The sequence below is a fragment of the Mycobacterium sp. NGS27 genome, assembly GCF_059813005.1.
In genome coordinates this window covers 120,645-139,460 of sequence record NZ_JCALDT010000001.1, presented here as the reverse complement: position 1 = coordinate 139,460, position 18,816 = coordinate 120,645, and the positions used below count along the sequence as shown (strand labels likewise).

The following is an 18,816-nucleotide window of genomic DNA, read 5'->3' as shown; positions in this document are numbered from 1 at the left end:
TATCGCGCGGACATCGAGTTATTCGGGGTTTGCCATGAAGCGATTCGGCGCCGGAAGTGCCGGTGTCCTTTGGTGTGCTTTGCCATTCCGGCGCGACTAACGTCGGCGTCATGGCGGGCGTCTGTGTAGTGGGCAGTGTGAATCTCGATCTGTCGTTGACTGTCGATGCCCTTCCTCGGCCCGGCGAGACGGTTTTGGCGTCGTCGTTGTCGCACGCCCCCGGCGGCAAAGGCGGCAACCAGGCGGTGGCGGCGGCGCGCGCGGGCGCGCAGGTGCAATTCGTCGGAGCGGTGGGCGATGACGCGGCCGCCGGGCAATTGCGCGCGCACCTCGAGGCCAATGGCGTCGGGCTGGACGGCGCCGTCGAAATTCCCGGCCCCAGCGGCACGGCGATCGTGATGGTCGACGCGAACGCCGAGAACACGATCGTGGTCGCGCCGGGTGCCAACGGTCGGTTCAGACTGACCGACGACCAGACCCGTGCGGTCGTCGCGAACTGCGACGTGATGTTGACCCAGCTAGAGATTTCGGTGGAGACGGCTGTCGCTGCGGCGCAACACGCGCGGTCGGCGGGAGCGGTCGTCATTGTGAACGCGTCGCCGGCCGGTCAGGATCCCCACTCGTTGGGCGACTTGGCGGCCGCCGCGGACGTGGTGATCACGAACGAAGAAGAGGCCAACGAATGGCCCTGGCGCCCGGAGCATCTGGTGGTCACGCTCGGTGCGCGCGGCGCCCGTTACGTTGGCGCCGACGGCGAGTACACCGTGTCGGCTCCGGCGGTCGATGCGGTGGACACCACCGGGGCCGGTGACGTCTTCGCCGGTGTGCTGGCCGCGAATTGGCCATCCAAGCCGGGCTCGCCGGATCAGCGCCGGCTCGCGTTGCGGCGTGCCTGCGCAGCGGGCGCGTTGGCGACGTTGGTGGCCGGGGCGGGTGATTGCGCACCGGACGCCGCGGCGATCGATAAGGCGCTGCGAGACGCGTCTTAGCCGCTCTGCCCGCCGACGTCGCCCCGCTGACCTGCGGTTGGCAGCGTTTGGCAGCGGCTGGCGTCGATCTGGCAGTGGTTTGCGAGCAGCGTCGGTGGTGATCGCAGTCCGCCATCGAGAAAGGAACATCATGTCCGCTACCACGATCGACCGCACGGGCACCCGCGACGGCTTGCTTCGCCTCGCCATGCGCGCCGACGCCGCCATCAGCGCGGTGGTCGGCCTGGCCGGCATCCCGGTGGCCGGCTGGCTCGCCGACCTCTCGGGCACCACCAAGGCGTTCGAGTACGGCATGGCCGCGTTCCTGATCGCGTACGGCGTGGTGGTATTCGGGCTGGCCACCTTGCCGTCGGTGCGGCGCGCCGGCATGGGCGTCATCATCGCGAACGTGGCGTACACGGTGGCCGCAATCGTTCTCGTGCTCGCCGACGTCTTCCCGTTGACGTCGACCGGCGTGGTGTTGAACCTGGCGGCCGGCGTTTACACGCTGGTGTTCGCCGAGTTGCAGTACCAGGGCTGGCGCCGGGCCAAGGCCTGAGGCCGATTTGCTCAGGGCCCGCTCGGTGCTCCCGGGCGGGCCCGCGAGTGTGCGAGCTAGTCCTCGGGGACTTCGCGTTCGATCTCGTCGAGCCAGATTCGCGCCGACATGTCGGACGGTGCGCGCCAATCCCCCCGCGGCGACAGCGAGCCACCGTGCGACACCTTGGGTCCGTTGGGCAGGGCCGAGCGCTTGAACTGGCTGAACGAGTAGAACCGCTGCACGAAAACCTGCAGCCAGTGCCGGATTTCCTTCAGCGAGTAGGACGGCCGTTTGTCCTCGGGGAAGCCTGGCGGCCAGATGCCGTGATTCGGATCGCACCAGGCATGCCAGGCCAAGAAAGCGATTTTCGACGGCCGAAATCCGAAGCGCAGCACGTGGAAAAGTGAAAAGTCCTGCAGCGCAAACGGACCCACTTTCGCCTCGCTGCTCTGCAGCTCTTCTTCCTCGCCGCTGGGAACCAGCTCCGGGGTGATCTCGGTGTCAAGCACCGACTGCAACACCTCGCTGACCTCCGGCTCGAACTGTTCGGACGAGATGACCCAGCGGATCAGGTGCTGGACAAGCGTTTTGGGTACACCGCCATTGACGTTGTAGTGCGACATCTGGTCGCCGACACCGTACGTCGACCAGCCCAACCCGAGTTCGGACAGGTCCCCGGTGCCCAGGACGATTCCGCCGCGCTGGTTGGCCAGCCGGAAAAGGTAGTCGGTGCGCAAACCGGCCTGAACGTTTTCGAAGGTGACGTCATACACCTTCTCGCCCCGGGCGAACGGGTGATCCATCTCCTTGAGCATCAATTCCGCGGTCTGGCGAATGTCAATCTCGGCGAACGTCACACCCAGCGTGCGGCACAGCTCGGCCGCGTTGCGCTTGGTGTGGTCGCCGGTCGCGAAGCCGGGCAGGGTAAACGCCAAAATGTCACTGCGCGGGCGTTGTTCGCGATCCATCGCGCGTGCGGCGACGATCAGCGCATGCGTGGAATCCAGCCCACCGGAGATCCCGATGACCACCTTGGGGAAATCGAGTGCGCGCAGCCGCTGTTCGAGACCGGCGACCTGGATGTTGTAACCCTCGAAGCAATCCTGTTCCAGCCGTTCCGGATCGGCGGGAACGAAGGGGAATCGCTCGACCTCGCGCCGCAGCCCGATGTCGCCGCCCGGTGGGTCCAGCCGGAACTCGATGCGCCGGTAGGTGTCCGTCGTCGTCCGGTGGTGGCGCCGATTGTCGTCGAAGGTGCCCATGCGGAGCCGTTCCGCGCGCAGCAGTTCGATGTCGACGTCGGCGATGCTGAGCCGCTCCCCTTTGGGGAAGCGCTCGGACTGAGCCAGCATCACACCGTTTTCGAACACCATGGTCTGACCGTCCCACGCCAGGTCGGTGGTCGATTCACCTTCCCCGGCAGCCGAATACACGTAGGCGGCCAGGCATCGCGACGAGGCCGAACGGGCCAGCAGGCAGCGGTCCTCGGCGCGGCCGATCGTGATCGGACTGCCGGAGAGGTTGCCCAGCACCGTCGCACCCGCGAGCGCGGCCTCGGCGCTGGGCGGGATCGGCACGAACATGTCCTCGCAGATCTCCACGTGCAGCACCAAGCCGGGCACGTCGGAAGCCTCGAAGAGCAGGTCAGGACCGAACGGCACCTCCACGCCGGCGACGCGGATGGTGCCGCGCTCGTCGTCTCCCGGTGCGATCTGGCGGCGCTCGTAGAACTCGCGATAGGTGGGCAGGTAGGACTTCGGCGCCACCCCGAGCACCTCGCCGCGGTGGATGACTACGGCGGCGTTGTAGATCCGGTGCCGATGCCGCAGCGGGGCGCCGATGACCAGCACCGGCAACAACTCGGCCGAGGCCGCGACGATCTCCGCGATGGCCTTGTCGACATCATCGAGCAACAGGTCCTGCAGCACGATGTCTTCGATGGAGTACCCGGACAGCGTCAGTTCCGGGAAGACGGCCAGGGCGACGGCGTCGTCGTGGCACTCCCTGGCCATTCGCAGGACCGATTCCGCATTCGCGGCCGGGTCGCCGATGACCGTGCGGTGCGTGCATGCGGCGACGCGGGCGAAGCCCTGGCTGTAAGCGTTGTAGAAGTCCATCGCCCTTCCATTGTCGTCCCATGCGTGTCAACTCGGAGTTGCCGGGTATTCCCGACGCCATGAGCGACACGGCTGTCTTGGTGGTCGACATGATGAACACCTATCAGCATCCCGACGCTGAGAATCTAATACCCAATGTCGAGAAGATCATCGAGCCATTGACCGATTTGGTTCGCCGGGCCCGCGAATCCGACGGCGTCGACCTGATATACGTCAACGACAACTACGGCGATTTCACCGCGCAGTTCTCCGACATCGTCGGCGCCGCATGCGAGGGCGCGCGGCCCGACCTGGTGGAGCCGATCCTGCCGAAGGACGAAGGCCGCGTGATGACGAAGGTCCGCCACAGCGCGTTCTATGCGACGGCGCTGGCGTACTTGCTCAACCGGCTGGAAACCAAGCGGTTGATCATCACCGGTCAGGTCACCGAGCAGTGCATCCTCTACACGGCACTGGATGCGTATGTGCGGCACTTTTCCGTCGTGATCCCGACCGATGCCGTGGCACACATCGACCCGGATCTGGGCGAGGCGGCGTGCAAGATGATGCAGCAGAACATGTCTGCCGAGCTCACGACGGCGGCCGACTGCCTGAACTGATCTCCTACTCTGAATAAGTGACCGTCGGCTGCGCAGAATCGCCCGAACTGGTCACTCTGCTGGCCGGTCGCCGGGTCGCGGTGCTGACCGGAGCGGGCATCTCCACCGATTCGGGCATTCCCGACTACCGCGGGCCCGATTCACCGCCGAGCAATCCCATGACGATCCGCCAGTTCATCAGCGATCCGGTATTTCGACAGCGGTACTGGGCACGCAACCACGTCGGCTGGCGGCACATGGACGGCACGCTGCCCAACGCGGGCCACCGGGCGCTCGCCGCGCTCGAGGCCGCGTCGGTGGTCCCCGGCGTGATCACCCAGAACGTCGATCTGCTGCACACCAAGGCCGGCAGCCGAAACGTCATCAACCTGCACGGCACCTACGCGCAGGTGATCTGCCTGGACTGCGGAACCACCATGACGCGCGCCGCCCTGGGCGAGCGGCTCGAGGCGCTCAACCCCGGCTTCACCGAGCGCGCCGAAGCGATCGGTGGTTTGGCGGTGGCTCCCGACGCCGACGCCGTGATCGCCGATACCGCGTCGTTCCACTATCTGGATTGCGAGCGCTGCGGCGGGATGCTGAAGCCGGACATCGTCTACTTCGGCGAAAGCGTTCCCAAAGATGTTGTGGCGCAAGCGTATGAGTTGGTGGCGCGGGCGGATGCGCTTTTGGTCGCCGGCTCGTCGCTCACGGTGTTCTCCGGCTACCGGTTCGTGCGGCACGCCGCGGCGTTGGGCATTCCGGTGGCCATCGTCAACCGTGGCAGTACCCGCGGCGACGACCTGGCCACCGTCAAGGTGGACGGCGGGTGCTCGGAGTTGCTGACCCTACTCGCCGACGAATTAGCGCCCCTGTCAACGCGTTAGAAGGTGCACGGCATGCTGCGGATGGCGTACACGAAATTGCCGGCCAAGTAGGTGGGCTCGCCCGCCCGAATGTCGGGCAGCTGACGAAACAGCTCGCCGAAGATGGCCCGCAGCTGGGCGCGTGCCACGTGCGCGCCCAAACAGAAGTGCAGTCCGCCGCCGCCGAAGCCGACGTGTGGGTTGGGGTCACGGCTCAAGTTCAAACGTTCCGGGTGGTCGAACACCTCGGTGTCCCAGTTGCCGGACGGGTAGAACATGACCACCTTTTCGCCCGCGGCGATTCGTTGGCCGCCCAGCTCGACATCCGTTGCGGCCGTGCGTCGGAAGGTCATGACCGGCGTCGCCCAGCGAATGAACTCCTCGATGGCCGTCCCGATCCGGTTGTCGAAATCCTCAGACAGCCAAGCCTTTTCGCCGGGGAAGTCGGTGAGCGCCCTCAGCGTGTGGCTGATGGTCTGCCGGGTGGTGTCGTTGCCCGCCACCGACAACAGGACGAAGAAAGCGGCCACCTCCGCGTCCTCAAGGCGGTCGCCGGCCACCTCGGCGGTGACCAGGCTGCTGATCAGGTCCTCGCCCGGGTGCGCGCGACGTTCGGTGGCCAGGCTGCCGACGACTTGGTGCAGATACAGCTGGTTTTCCACCAGGACCTCCATCGCTGGACGTCCGTTGAGGAATTCCGGGTCGCCCCAGGACACCAGCGCGTCGGTGGCGTGCGCCATGCGCTCACGCTCGGACTCCGGAATCCCCATCATGTCCGACAGGGTGCGAATGGGCAGTTCCTTGGCGCAGCGGTCGACGAAATCAGCGCCGCTGCCGGCCGATCGCAGCTCCTCGACGATGGTCGAGGCGTTGGCCTTGATCGAGTCTTCGATACGGCGGACCTGCCGCGGGCTGAGCGCGGCGTGGGCGAGCTTGCGCAGCTTGGTGTGTCGCGGCGGATCCATCGCCAGGAAAGACTGCGACGCCTCGAGCAGCTCCACCGGAATGCTCTCGAACATCACGCCCTGGCCGGACAGGAACACGTCGTTGTTGCGGCTGACCGCGACGATGTCGGAGCGCCGGGTGACCGCCCAAAAGCCGGGGTCGGCCGGATCCGGCATCAACGAGTCCTCGACCGGCGGATGCCAGCTCACCGGACGTTCGGCCCGCAGCACGGCGAAGGAGCGTTCCCGATCCGCCGCGGTGGTGGACCAGAACGCGCGTGAGGACAGATCGACCTCGTCGTAGGCACGGCCGGATTTGTCGGTGCCAGATTTACCCGTCAGCACGGCCATGGTGGCGATCCTCCGTCTCGTATGACACCGGTCACAGACTCTCGTGACGATATGCCTAGACACTATGTCTAGTCAATATGTCTCGAGCTCGGCTATGCTCGGCGCATGCCGTCACTCACCCGCAAGCCGCAGGGTCGCAGCGTGGGGCGCCAACAGCGGCGCGAGCAAATGGAGCGCCGCTTGCTCGACGCCACCGAGCGGCTGATGCGCGATGGCGCGAGCTTCACCGAGCTCAGCGTGGATCGGCTCTCGGGCGAGGCCGGCATCTCGCGGGCCAGCTTCTATATCTACTTCGAGGACAAGGGTCATCTGCTGCGCCGGCTTGCGCGCCAGGTGTTCGGTGATCTGACCGATGGCGCGCGAAGCTGGTGGAGCGTCGCCGGGCGCCATGACCCCGACGACGTGCGGACCGCGATGAGCCGCATCATCGCCACCTACCGGCGGCATCAGGCGGTGCTGGTCGCGCTTAACGAAATGGCCGCCTACGACCCGCTGACGGCGAATACATATCGCGAACTGCTGACCGGCATCTCTGAGCAGCTCACCCACGTAATCGAGGACGGCCAGGCGGACGGCTCGATCCGCCCGGAGCTGGCCGCGGTCACCACCGCCAGCGCGCTGACGTGGATGGTCGAGCGGGCCTGCCAGCAGAACCTGCCGGCGAAGCCACCCGACTACGACGCCGAACTAGCCGCGACCCTGGCCGAGATCGTTTGGGGCGCACTGTATCTCAAGCCAACCTCGGAGCGCTGACCCAGACCCCAGTCACCCGCGCCGACGAACGCGCTCCTACACTGCCACCAAATCGTCGGCGTGCACCGCGGGCCTGCGCAACTCGCCGGGCAGCTCAGAGGTGGAGCGGCCCATCATGGTCGTCAGTTCCGTCGCGTCATAAGCGACCACGCCACGGGCCACCATCACCGCGTCCTGGTCGCGCAGTTCGACCACATCGCCGGCGTAGAACCGCCCGGCCACCGCGGTGATGCCGGCGGGCAGCAGCGAGCGACGCTGCCGCACGACCGCGCGCACGGCACCCTCGTCCAGGGTCAGCGCGCCGGCCGCCTCGGCGGCGTATCGCACCCAGAACCGGCGTGCGGACATTCGCACCGGACGCGCGGCGAACACGGTGCCGACCGAGGCGTCGGTGAGCGCGGTCGCGGCGTCGGCGGCGGCGGCAAGCAGCACCGGCACACCGGCGTCGGCGGCCAGCAGCGCCGAGGACATCTTCGAGGTCATCCCGCCGGTACCCAAATCGCTTCCGGGCCCGGCGATTACGCCGATCAGATCCGCAGAACCCGACACCTCCGGAATGAACCTCGCGCCGTCGGTCTTTCGCGGATCCGAGTCGTAGAGCCCATCGATGTCGGACAGCAACACCAACGCCTCGGCGCCGACCAAATGAGCCACCAGCGCCGAAAGCCGGTCGTTGTCGCCGAACCGGATCTCGTTGGTGGCCACCGTGTCGTTCTCGTTGACGATCGCCACCGCATGCAGCGCGCGCAGCCGATCCAGCGTGCGCTGGGCGTTGGTGTGCTGGGCCCGCATCGAGATGTCGTGCGCGCTCAGCAGCACCTGCCCGACCGTGCGGCCATAGCGGGCGAACGCGGCGCTCCACGAGTTCACCAGCGCCACCTGGCCGACGCTGGCGGCGGCCTGCTTCGTCGCCAGATCCCTGGGACGACGGGACAATCCGAGCGGCTCGATGCCGGCCGCGATGGCTCCCGACGACACGATGACGACGTCGGTGCCCGCCTTCATCCGCGTCTCGATGGCGTCGGCGAGCCCGGCGAGCCGGCCGGCGTCGAACACGCCCGCCGGTGTGGTCAGCGCGTTGGTCCCCACTTTGACCACCAGGCTGCGAGCGGTGCGAATGGCCTCTCGGTGGGCGCTCACTGCTCCTCACCGCGTTCTGTGGTTCTGCGCCGCTCCTCAGCATCGCCGCGCTCTGCATCGTCGCCGGCGCGCCGCTGGCGCCGGGCGGCCTTGCGCTCGGCGGCGCCGACGCGATCGGTGCGCTCCAACCGCGCGTCGGTTCCGCGGCCTGACAGCGCAACCTGTTGCCCGGCAGGCGTTTGCGGCTCCCAATCAAAGGTCATGTCCCCGATCGTCACCTCGCAACCCGGCCGAGCACCCAGCCGCAGCAACTCCTCTTCGACACCCAGGCGCGCCAGCCGATCAGCGAGATACCCCACCGCCTCGTCGTTGTCGAAGTTCGTCTGCCGGACCCACCGTTCGGGGCGCGCGCCGCTGACCACGAAGGCGCCCGGCTGCCCCGGATCGGGCTCCACGCTGAAACCGCTGTCGTCGACAGGAACGGGACGAATCACCGGTCGGCGCGGCACGATCGCCGGCTGTGCGGCCTGGTACTCCGAGATCACCTTCCACAACCCAAAGATCAACGGCTGCAGACCTTCTCGCGCGACAGTCGAAACCAGGAACACCGGCCAGCCACGCTGTGCGATCTCGTCATGAACGAACTCGGCAAGCTCGCGCGCTTCGGGAACGTCGATCTTGTTGAGTACCACCGCGCGGGGCCGCTCGGTGAGATCACCCAACGTCGCATCCCCTTGCAGCGTGGGCGTATACGCGGCGAGTTCGGCCTCCAACGCGTCGATATCGGAGATCGGATCACGGCCGGGCTCCGCGGTGGCGCAGTCGACGACGTGCACCAGCACCGCGCATCGCTCGATGTGGCGGAGGAAGTCCAGCCCCAGGCCGCGGCCCTCGGACGCACCGGGGATCAGGCCGGGCACATCGGCGACGGTGAAGGTGTGCTCGCCCGCCGACACCACGCCGAGGTTGGGCACCAGCGTGGTGAACGGGTAGTCGGCGATCTTGGGCTTGGCCGCCGAGATCGTCGACACCAGTGAAGACTTGCCGGCCGAGGGAAAACCGATCAGGCCGGCGTCGGCGACGGTCTTGAGTTCTAGGGTGAGGTCGCGGGTCTGGCCCTGCTCGCCCAGCAGCGCGAAGCCGGGAGCCTTGCGCGCCCGCGACGCGAGAGCGGCGTTGCCCAGCCCGCCGCGACCGCCCGCGGCGGCTTCAAAGCGGGTGCCGGCCCCGACCAGGTCGGCCAGCAGCCGACCGTTTTCGTCGAGGACGACGGTGCCGTCGGGCACTTTGACTTCCAGGTCGGCGCCGGCGGCGCCGTCGCGGTTGTTGCCCATCCCCTGCTTGCCCGAGGGCGCGGTGACGTGCGGATGGAAATGGAAGTCGAGCAGGGTGTGCACCTGCGGATCGACGACGAAGACTATGCTGCCGCCGCGGCCGCCGTTGCCACCGTCGGGGCCGCCGAGCGGCTTGAACTTCTCCCGATGGACCGAGGCGCAGCCGTTACCTCCGGCACCGGCGCGCGCGTGGATGACGACGCGGTCGACGAACCGAGGCATCGTGGGTCCTCTCACCTACCACCGGGCGCCGAAATCACCGGGCTGGACCCGGAAACACACCTCAGTCGGTGGCTTGTCCGGCCGCCACGATGTTGACGGTCTTGCGGCCGCGCTTGATGCCGAACTCGACGGCGCCGGCCTCCTTGGCGAACAGCGTGTCGTCCCCGCCACGGCCCACACCCACGCCCGGGTGGAACTTGGTGCCGCGCTGCCGGACGATGATTTCGCCCGCCTTGACGATCTGGCCGCCGAATCGCTTCACGCCCAGCCGCTGCGCGGCGGAATCGCGACCGTTGCGCGAGCTGGAAGCGCCCTTCTTGTGTGCCATGTCTGTCGCCTTCGCTACTTGATTCCGGTGACCTTCAGGACCGTCAGCTGCTGACGGTGTCCCTGACGCTTGTGGTAGCCGGTCTTGTTCCTGAACTTGTGGATGCGGATCTTGGGGCCCTTGGTGTGCTCGAGCACCTCGCCGGTCACCGCGACCTTGGCCAGCGCGGCCGCATCGGTGGTCACCTTGGCGCCGTCCACCACCAGGGCAACCGGCAGCGACACGTTCGAGCCGGGCTCGGATTCGAGCTTCTCGACCTTGACCACGTCCCCGACGGCGACCTTGTACTGCTTGCCGCCCGTCTTCACGATTGCGTAGGTCGCCATCGTCGCTCCTGCTCCTTCTCTAACCGCCGCTCTGCGCGTCGCGCGCGAACCAACCGCGGTGCACGTGGTGGGTCTGGGTTGCGGGCCTGCGCCGATTCCCCGGGAGTCCCGCTGCCGCCGGCCGAAGTTTTCCTCGCCCGGCCTGACGACAACTGTCCAAGGGTACGTGACCAGCGGCTACAGGGTCAAACCGGACACCACCGGGGCCTTCTGCTCAGGCGGCTCAATCCGCGTGGATCGGCGGCCCGGCCGGCCTCCCTGCGGCGCGTCTGCGCCGGGAGCGTCCCGCGACGGCCTGGTCGGCTCCAGCGGAATCCTGCCCGTTGTCGTCCGAATCCTCGTCCTCGGTGTCCAGATCGTCGTCGTCGAGCTCGAGATCCTCGTCATCGTCGCCGAGGTCCTCTTCGTCGTCGAGGTCCTCGTCGTCGTCGTCCAGGTCGTCGTCATCGTCCGAATCGTCGTCCGAGTCCTCGTCGTCGGTGTCGTCGAAGTCCTCGGCGTCGGCGACGTCGCCGGCGCGGGCAGCCTCCTGGTCGAGCTCGTCGGTGGTGTCTTCGGTGGTCTCGTCGGATTCGTCATCCTCGGACTGCGCGGAGGAGCCGGCGGCCATCGCCTTGAACATCGGATGCTCGCCGGGAGCGTGGGCGGGCACCTTGGCGACCACCTGCTCTTCGGTTTTGTTCTTCTTGCGCCTGCCCCGGCGGCCACCACCGCCGGATTCGGACTTGCGCCCGTTCGACGAGGCCGAGTCCACCGGATCGGCGTGCAGCAGGATTCCGCGCCCGCCGCAGTTCGAACACGATGTGGAGAAGGCTTCGATCAGGCCGGTGCCCAACCGCTTGCGGGTCAACTGGACCAAACCGAGCGACGTCACCTCGGACACCTGATGACGGGTGCGGTCGCGGGCCAGCGCTTCGGTCAAGCGCCGCAGCACCAGGTCGCGGTTGGACTCCAGCACCATGTCGATGAAGTCGATGACCACGATGCCGCCGATGTCGCGCAGCCGCAGCTGACGCACGATTTCCTCGGCCGCCTCGAGGTTGTTCTTGGTCACCGTCTGCTCGAGGTTGCCCCCGGACCCGGTGAACTTGCCGGTGTTGACGTCGACCACCGTCATGGCCTCGGTCCGGTCGATCACCAGGGTGCCGCCCGACGGCAGCCACACCTTGCGCTCCATCGCCTTGGCGAGCTGTTCATCGATGCGATGCACCGCGAAAACATCCGGCCCGGCCTGCCCTTCGGGACCGGCGGGCGCCTCGTACTTGGTCAGCTTCGAAACCAGATCGGGGGCAACGGAATTCACGTAGTCGTTGATGGTGGTCCAGGCCTCGTCACCGGAGACGATGAGGCCGGCGAAGTCCTCGTTGAACAGGTCGCGGATGACCTTGACCAGGACGTCGGGTTCCTCGTAGAGGGCCACCGCGGCGCCGGCGGCCTTCTCCTTGATCTCGATCGCCTTGGCCTCGATCTGTTTCCAGCGCTCCTGCAGCCGGGTGACGTCGCCGCGGATGTCCTCCTCTTTGACGCCCTCGGACGCGGTCCGGATGATCACCCCGGCGTCCGACGGCACCACTTCGCGCAGGATCTCCTTGAGCCGCTGGCGTTCGGTGTCGGGCAGCTTGCGGCTGATCCCGGTCGACGACGCCCCCGGCACATAGACCAGGTAGCGACCCGCCAGCGACACCTGGGTGGTGAGCCGCGCACCCTTGTGCCCGACGGGATCCTTGCTGACCTGGACGACGACGTAGTCGCCGGGCTTGAGCGCCTGTTCGATCTTGCGATCGGATCCGCCGAGACCGGCGGCCTCCCAGTTGACCTCACCGGCGTAGAGCACACCGTTGCGGCCCCGGCCGATGTCGACGAACGCCGCCTCCATCGACGGCAGCACGTTTTGCACGATGCCCAGGTAGATGTTGCCCACCAGCGAGGCCGACGCGGCCGACGTGACGAAGTGCTCGACGACGATGCCGTCCTCGAGCACCGCGATCTGGGTGTAGCGCGAGCCCTGATGCGGCTGTTCGGTGCGGATCCGGTCGCGCACCACCATCACCCGCTCGACGGCCTCGCGGCGGGCCAGGAATTCGGCCTCGGTCAGCACCGGGGGCCGGCGCCGACCGGCGTCGCGGCCGTCCCGGCGGCGTTGCCGCTTGGCCTCCAGCCGAGTGGAGCCGTTGATGCCCTTGATCTCGTTGTTCGAGCCGGCGCTGTCGTCGCCGCCGCCCTTGCCGTTGCGGGGCGACCGCTCGTGCACCACCGTGTTTGGCGGGTCATCCGGCGACGACGACCCCTCGTCGTTGTCGTCGCCCGCTCCGGATTTGCGCCGCCGGCGCCGGCGCCGGCGGCGATTGCCGCCGTCCGCCGAACCGTCGTCACCGTTGTCCGAGTCGTCGGAGTCGTCGGAGTCGTCCGAATCCTGACCGTCGGAGTCCTCGGAGTCTGCCGCGTCCGGTTGACCGCCCTTCTTGCCCCGCGGTTGGTCGTCGTCGTCGTCGCCGTCGTCGCCCTGGCCTTCAGATCCGCCTTGTTCACCGCGTCCGCGGCCGCGACCACGACGGCCGCGACGCCGCCGCCGGTTCGACGGCCGGTCGGCCTGCTCGTCATCGTCGCCGTCGGAATCGTCGGATTCCGAGCTGTCGTCGGTACCGGCGTCTTCGTCTCGGGCATCGATCGGCTGTGGCGCGACGAACAGCGGCATGTAATGCGGGCGCTCGACGGCCTTGTCCGGGCTCTCGAGCAGCAGCCGGGATTCCGGTTCGTCGGCGTCGCTCGCTTCGGTGGCCGCGGCGTCCTCCGCGCTTGCCGGGGGCTCCGCGGACGCCAGCAGGTCCCGTACCCGCACCGCGTCGTCGCGGTCCACGGTGGAATGTGCGCTGCGGATTCGCCCGTCCAGTTCGCTCAGCGCGTCCAGCACCCGCTTGCTGGTGGTCCCCAGCGTTCGGGCCAGCGAATGAACTCTCAAGCGGTCCGGCAGCTCTCCGGGCCGAGTCGATTCTTCTGATGGGTCTGCAGTCGGTGCACCGTCTACCACGTATTCTCCTCAAGCCCCCGGGCGCGTCATTGCGACGCGGCCACGCGAGGGCTTCGCTATGGACCCGGGTTACTTCTCCCGGGCTTGTGATGGTCTCGCCCCGAGCGGCCCAGGATCACAGACCCACTCGGCGCCGTGCTGAATGACGGCCTGACATGCAGCGAACCAAGGCGACGGGGCTATTGGTCGCGCTTGTCTAAGTCTTCATTCGAGTGTCTGACGCCGGTCCGGCGACGTTCACCCGAGACCAGTATCCCACATCACGCCGCCGCCCCAGCCACACATGATGCAGCCGATTCGGCGAAGTTGTTCAGTGCCGTCTCCCGCCTGCCATCGCCGCAGGTCTAAGCGGTGGGAAACCAGAGCGCGATTTCGCGCTTCGCGGACTCGACCGAATCGGACCCGTGCACCAGGTTGAACTGGGTTTCCAGCCCGAAATCGCCACGGATGGTGCCGGGGATCGCCTTCTCCACGGGATCGGTACCGCCTGCGAGCTGCCGGAATGCGGCGATCGCCCGCGGCCCCTGCACAATGGCCGCCACCACCGGTCCCGACGTGATGAACTCCAGCAGCGACTCGAAGAAGGGCTTGCCGTCGTGTTCCGCGTAGTGCTGGGCGGCGAGATCGCGGCCGACGGGCCGCAGCTCCAGCGCGGCGATGGACAGGCCCTTGCGCTCGATGCGGCCGATGATCTCCCCCACCAGCTGCCGCTGCACGGCGTCGGGCTTGATCAGTACCAATGTCCGTTCGGTCACGGCGGACAGCGTACATAATCGGCAGGCGTGGGGTCGGATGACCGTGGTGGGGCCTGCTCGGGCCGTCCACGCCGCCCGGATTGCCGGCCTATCCCTGCCTGCGCCGGACCTCGGCCCGGAAGTAGGCGATCAACCCCCACAGCCCGGCGAACAGCACGCCGATGAAACCCACCCCGGGGTAGACCGCGAAGCCCGCGAGCAGGATCACCTGCACGCCGAGGTTGGCCCAGATCGCCCAGGACTTGCGCTGCACGCCGGCCATCAGGATCAGCAGGACGGCCAGCCCGATCAGGTAGACCAGCGACGCCGTCGTCAGTCCGCCGCCGACCGCGCCGACCACCGGGATGGCGAGCAGCACCACGATCGCTTCCAGAAACAGGGTCAGGGCCATCACCGCGCCGAAGCTCCGCCACGGGTCCGCGGGCGGCGAGGCCTGCTCTTCGGGGTTCTCTGGCACGCCGGTCATTGCGGATCACGACCGAACAGGGTGCGCGCTGCCCCGGCGGTGACCACTGAGCCGGTGATGACGATGCCGGTGCCGGAGAAGGCTTCGGCCGGGCCGTCCGCCGCGGCGTCATCCACCAGCGCCGTCGCGACGTCGATGGCATCGCGCAGGTTTTCCGCCGTGCTGACCCGGTCGGGGCCGAACCGCTCGCGTGCGGCCAGGGCCAGCGATTCGACGTCGATGGCTCGCGGGGATCCGTTGTGGGTCACCACGACAGCGTCGAACACCGGCTGCAGGGCGGCCAGGATGCCGTCGACGTCCTTGTCCGCGAGCACGCTGAGCACCCCGACCAGATAGCGGAAGTCGAATTCACCGGCCAGGGTCTGCGCCAGCGCCTGCGCACCGGCGGGATTGTGCGCGGCGTCGATGAACACCGTGGGTGCGCTGCGCATCCGCTCCAGCCGGCCGGGGCTGGCGACGGCGGCGAAACCGGCGCGAACCGCCTCGACGTCGAGCTGACGCTGCGCCCCCGCGCCGAAGAACGCCTCGACCGCAGCGAGGGCCAGCGCGGCGTTGTGCGCCTGATGTTCGCCGTGCAGCGGCAGGTACACGTCGGAATACACCCCGCCCAGACCCTGCAGCTGCAGCACCTGCCCACCGATCGCGACCTGACGTCCCAGGACGGCGAACTCCGAATCCTCCCGGGCGACCGCGGCATCGGCTTCGACGGTTTGGGCCAACAGCACTTCCATCGCCTCGGGGGCCTGACGCCCGATGACCGCGACGGTGTCGGGCGCGCCCTCGGGCGCCCGGGTGATGATGCCGGCCTTCTCCCCCGCGATGGCGGCGAGATCGTCGCCCAGGTATTCGACGTGGTCGATGGAGATCGGGGTGATGACCGCGACGGGGGCGTTGATCACATTGGTGGCATCCCAGCGTCCGCCCATCCCCACCTCGACCACGGCGACGTCGACGGGGGCGTCCGCGAACGCGGCGAACGCCATGGCGGTCAGCACCTCGAACTTGCTCAGGCGCGGGCCAGCCCCAGAAGGTGAAGCTTGCGACTGCGCGTCGACCATCTGTACGAACGGCTCGATCTCGCGATACGTGGCCACGTATTGCGCCGGGCTGATCGGCTTGGAGTCGATCGAGATGCGTTCCACCGCCGATTGCAGGTGCGGGCTGGTGGTGCGCCCGGTGCGCCGGTGCAGTGCGGTGATCAGAGCGTCGATCATCCGCGCCACCGAGGTCTTGCCGTTGGTGCCCGCGACATGGATCGACGGGTAGGCCAGTTGCGGCGAGCCCAGCAGATCGAGCAGCGCGCTGATCCGCGTCAGGCTCGGCTCGATCTTGGTCTCCGGCCAGCGCTGGTCCAGCAGGTGCTCGACCTGTAGCAGTGATGCGATCTCGTCGGGCGTGGGGGCCGGGTCGGGGATTTCGCTCGGACCCTCGTCCCGCGGCCAATCGGGGTCCTGCCACTCGGACGGCTCAGTCATCGGACACTCACTGCAGCCCGACTAGCCGCGCGTTGATCCGCTCGGTTTCCTCCTGGGCCAGACGCTGACGGTCCCGGATCTTGGTGACGACCTGTTCGGGCGCTTTGGCCAAAAAGTCCGCGTTGTCCAATTTGGCTGCGGTCGAAGCCAATTCCTTCTGCGCGGCCGCGAGATCCTTTTCCAGCCGGCGACGTTCGGCCGCGACGTCGATGGTGCCCGAGGTGTCGAGTTCGACGACGACGGTGCCGCCGCGCAGGCGCACCTCGACCGACGCGGACGGGCGAAAATCCGGGTCCGCGGCGGTGAGCCAAGCCAGCGACGTCACCGCGCTCACCTGGGTGTCCAGATCGGATTCGTCGACGCCGCTCAGCCGGGCCGGCACCTTCTGGCGGTCCGCCAGTCCCTGGTCGCTGCGGAACCGCCGCACCTCGGTCACCAGCTTCTGCATGTCGGTAATCCGCTGCGCGGCAACCCTATCCAGGCTGATACCGGACGGCTGCGGCCAATCGGCGATCACCAGCGACTCGTGTTGGGCCTCGTCGCCGGTCAGTGCCTTCCACAGGGCCTCGGTGATGAAGGGGATCACCGGATGCAGCAACCGCAGCAGGGTGTCCAGCGTGGCGGCCAGCACGGCCGTGGTGTGCGTGAGCCCTTCGGCCAGTTGGGTCTTGGCCAATTCGACGTACCAGTCACAGAATTCATCCCACGCGAAGTGGTAGAGCGCCTCACACGCGCGGCTGAACTCGTAGCTGTCGAACGCCGAATCGACCTCCGCGCGAACCTCTTCCAGTCGTCCGAGAATCCATCGGTCGGCATCGGTAAGCTCGCCCGGCGCGGGCAACGGGGCCGGCTTCGCGCCGTTGAGCAGCGCGTAGCGGGTGGCGTTGAACAGCTTGGTGCAGAAGTTGCGCGACGCCCGGACGTGGTCCTCACCGATCGCCAGGTCGCCGCCAGGACTGGCGCCGCGGGCCAGGGTGAACCGCAAGGCGTCGGCCCCGAAGATCTCCACCCAGTCCAGCGGGTCGATGACGTTGCCCTTGGACTTGCTCATCTTGCGGCCGGACTCGTCGCGGATCAGCCCATGTAGGAAGACATCGGTGAACGGCACCTGCGGACCGCGACGGCCGTCCAGGGTGATGGCCTGGTCGTCGCCGACAAACGTGCCGAACATCATCATCCTGGCTACCCAGAAAAACAGGATGTCATAACCGGTAACGAGAACGCTTGTCGGATAGAACTTTTCGAGTTCCGGAGTCTTCTCCGGCCAGCCCAGAGTGGAGAACGGCCACAGGCCCGAGGAGAACCAGGTGTCCAGGACGTCGGGGTCCTGCTCCCAGCCTTCCGGTGGTGCCTCGTCAGGACCCACGCAGCGCTGTTCGCCGTCGGGGCCGTACCAGATCGGGATGCGGTGGCCCCACCACAACTGGCGCGAGATGCACCAGTCATGCATGTCGTCGACCCAGCCGAACCACCGCGGTTCCAGGCTGGCGGGGTGAATCACGGTGTCCCCGTTGCGCACCGCGTCGCCGGCGGCCTTGGCAAGCGATTCCACCCGAACCCACCACTGCAGCGACAGCCGGGGCTCGATCGGCTCGCCGCTGCGCTCGGAGTGGCCCACACTGTGTAGGTACGGCCGCTTCTCCTCGACGATCCGGCCCTCGCTCGCCAGCGCCTCGCGCACCGCGACCCTGGCCTGGAACCGGTCCATGCCATCGAATTGTGTTCCGGTGTCGGCGATTCGGCCTTTGGTGTCCATGATGGAAATCATCGGTAACTGATGCCGCAGGCCGATCTCGAAGTCGTTGGGGTCGTGCGCGGGGGTGACTTTGACTGCGCCGGTACCGAATTCGGGGTCCACATGCTCGTCGGCGACCACCACCAGCTGACGATCCACAAAGGGGTGCGACAGGCTGCTACCCACCAGGTGCCGGTAGCGCTCGTCGTCGGGATGCACCGCGATCGCGGTGTCACCGAGCATCGTTTCCATTCGGGTGGTGGCCACCACGATGTGTGGCTGCGAGTCGTCCATCGACCCGTACCGGAAGGACACCAGCTCGCCTTCGACTTCTTGATAGTCGACCTCGATATCCGAGATCGCCGTCTGCAGCTCCGGCGACCAGTTGACCAGTCGCTCGGCGCGATAGATCAGTCCGGCATCGTAGAGGCGCTTGAAGATCGCGCGGACCGCCCGCGACAGACCCTCGTCCATGGTGAAGCGTTCCCGGCTCCAGTCCACGCCGTCGCCCAGGCGGCGCATCTGGGCGCCGATGGCGCCGCCGGACTCCCGCTTCCAGTCCCATACCTTGTCGATGAACAGCTCTCGACCGAAGTCTTCTTTGGTCTTGCCGTCGACCGAGAGCTGTTTTTCCACCACGCTCTGCGTCGCGATGCCGGCGTGGTCCATGCCGGGCTGCCACAGCACCTCGTAGCCCTGCATCCGCTTGCGGCGGGTCAGGGCATCCATCATCGTGTGTTCGAGTGCGTGGCCCATGTGCAGGCTGCCGGTCACGTTCGGCGGCGGCAGCACAATCGAATACCCGGGCTTGGCGCTGTTCGGATCGGCCACGAAGTACCCGGCGTCCACCCACTTCCGGTAGATGGCGCTTTCGGCCGCGGCCGGATCCCACGACTTGGGCAGGTCGGTGGCGGGGCTGCGGCTGGCGGTCACCCGTCAATTCTAGGGA

The 18,816-nt window shown here is 67.5% G+C and carries 16 protein-coding genes; 5 read left to right on the top strand and 11 right to left on the bottom strand.

Annotated features, from left to right (window positions below; genetic code table 11):
- Window positions 1-110 precede the first annotated feature (110 nt).
- Together AC5Y30_RS00570 and AC5Y30_RS00565 are read left to right on the top strand one after the other, a co-directional pair.
- Window positions 111-989 carry a ribokinase gene (locus AC5Y30_RS00570; protein WP_499915394.1) on the top strand — a complete coding sequence of 293 codons (879 nt, stop codon included), beginning with the start codon at window positions 111-113 and terminating at the stop codon, window positions 987-989.
- A 130-nt stretch (window positions 990-1,119) separates the two neighbouring features.
- The gene (locus tag AC5Y30_RS00565; protein ID WP_499915392.1) at window positions 1,120-1,527 is read left to right on the top strand and encodes a hypothetical protein; all 408 of its coding nucleotides are present in this window, start codon (window positions 1,120-1,122) and stop codon (window positions 1,525-1,527) included.
- A gap of 56 nt (window positions 1,528-1,583) precedes the next feature.
- Here AC5Y30_RS00565 and AC5Y30_RS00560 read toward each other — a convergent pair whose 3' ends face one another.
- Window positions 1,584-3,626: an NAD(+) synthase gene (locus AC5Y30_RS00560; protein WP_499915390.1), complete on the bottom strand. Its 2,043-nt coding sequence runs from the start codon at window positions 3,624-3,626 to the stop codon at window positions 1,584-1,586.
- A 59-nt stretch (window positions 3,627-3,685) separates the two neighbouring features.
- Here AC5Y30_RS00560 and AC5Y30_RS00555 point away from each other — a divergent pair, with 59 nt between their 5' ends.
- Window positions 3,686-4,225, top strand: a complete 540-nt coding sequence (locus AC5Y30_RS00555) for a cysteine hydrolase family protein (protein ID WP_499916689.1) — start codon at window positions 3,686-3,688, stop codon at window positions 4,223-4,225.
- A 17-nt stretch (window positions 4,226-4,242) separates the two neighbouring features.
- A complete protein-coding gene (locus tag AC5Y30_RS00550) occupies window positions 4,243-5,091 on the top strand; it encodes an NAD-dependent protein deacetylase (RefSeq protein ID WP_499915388.1) in 849 nt (282 codons plus the stop codon).
- Here the strand turns inward: AC5Y30_RS00550 and AC5Y30_RS00545 are convergent.
- Window positions 5,088-6,365 carry a cytochrome P450 gene (locus AC5Y30_RS00545; RefSeq protein WP_499915386.1) on the bottom strand — a complete coding sequence of 426 codons (1,278 nt, stop codon included), beginning with the start codon at window positions 6,363-6,365 and terminating at the stop codon, window positions 5,088-5,090. The genes AC5Y30_RS00550 and AC5Y30_RS00545 overlap by 4 nt on opposite strands.
- A gap of 105 nt (window positions 6,366-6,470) precedes the next feature.
- Between AC5Y30_RS00545 and AC5Y30_RS00540 the strand changes: the two genes are divergently transcribed.
- A complete protein-coding gene (locus AC5Y30_RS00540) occupies window positions 6,471-7,118 on the top strand; it encodes a TetR/AcrR family transcriptional regulator (protein WP_499915384.1) in 648 nt (215 codons plus the stop codon).
- 36 nt (window positions 7,119-7,154) lie between these two features.
- Here the strand turns inward: AC5Y30_RS00540 and proB are convergent, their stop codons facing one another.
- From proB to AC5Y30_RS00495, 9 genes are all read right to left on the bottom strand, one after another.
- Complete coding sequence (gene proB, locus AC5Y30_RS00535; RefSeq protein WP_499915382.1) at window positions 7,155-8,258, bottom strand: glutamate 5-kinase; 1,104 nt, start codon at window positions 8,256-8,258, stop codon at window positions 7,155-7,157.
- Complete coding sequence (gene obgE, locus AC5Y30_RS00530; RefSeq protein WP_499915380.1) at window positions 8,255-9,754, bottom strand: GTPase ObgE; 1,500 nt, start codon at window positions 9,752-9,754, stop codon at window positions 8,255-8,257. The genes proB and obgE overlap by 4 nt, the downstream gene beginning before the upstream one ends.
- 61 nt (window positions 9,755-9,815) lie before the next feature.
- On the bottom strand, window positions 9,816-10,082 hold the full coding sequence (gene rpmA, locus AC5Y30_RS00525; protein WP_067350730.1) for a 50S ribosomal protein L27: 267 nt from the start codon (window positions 10,080-10,082) through the stop codon (window positions 9,816-9,818).
- Between the two features lie 14 nt (window positions 10,083-10,096).
- Window positions 10,097-10,408, bottom strand: coding sequence for a 50S ribosomal protein L21 (rplU, locus tag AC5Y30_RS00520; RefSeq protein ID WP_007769829.1), 312 nt, complete (start codon window positions 10,406-10,408; stop codon window positions 10,097-10,099).
- A gap of 223 nt (window positions 10,409-10,631) precedes the next feature.
- On the bottom strand, window positions 10,632-13,436 hold the full coding sequence (rne, locus tag AC5Y30_RS00515) for a ribonuclease E (RefSeq protein WP_499915377.1): 2,805 nt from the start codon (window positions 13,434-13,436) through the stop codon (window positions 10,632-10,634).
- 344 nt (window positions 13,437-13,780) lie between these two features.
- Window positions 13,781-14,191, bottom strand: a complete 411-nt coding sequence (ndk, locus tag AC5Y30_RS00510; RefSeq protein ID WP_499915375.1) for a nucleoside-diphosphate kinase — start codon at window positions 14,189-14,191, stop codon at window positions 13,781-13,783.
- A gap of 88 nt (window positions 14,192-14,279) precedes the next feature.
- Window positions 14,280-14,657, bottom strand: a complete 378-nt coding sequence (locus AC5Y30_RS00505; RefSeq protein ID WP_499915373.1) for a DUF4233 domain-containing protein — start codon at window positions 14,655-14,657, stop codon at window positions 14,280-14,282.
- Window positions 14,654-16,132 (bottom strand): bifunctional tetrahydrofolate synthase/dihydrofolate synthase, encoded by a 1,479-nt coding sequence (gene folC / locus AC5Y30_RS00500; protein ID WP_499915371.1) that lies wholly within the window; start codon window positions 16,130-16,132, stop codon window positions 14,654-14,656. The genes AC5Y30_RS00505 and folC overlap by 4 nt, the downstream gene beginning before the upstream one ends.
- Before the next feature lie 7 nt (window positions 16,133-16,139).
- On the bottom strand, window positions 16,140-18,800 hold the full coding sequence (locus AC5Y30_RS00495) for a valine--tRNA ligase (RefSeq protein WP_499915369.1): 2,661 nt from the start codon (window positions 18,798-18,800) through the stop codon (window positions 16,140-16,142).
- Between the last annotated feature and the right edge of the window lie 16 nt (window positions 18,801-18,816).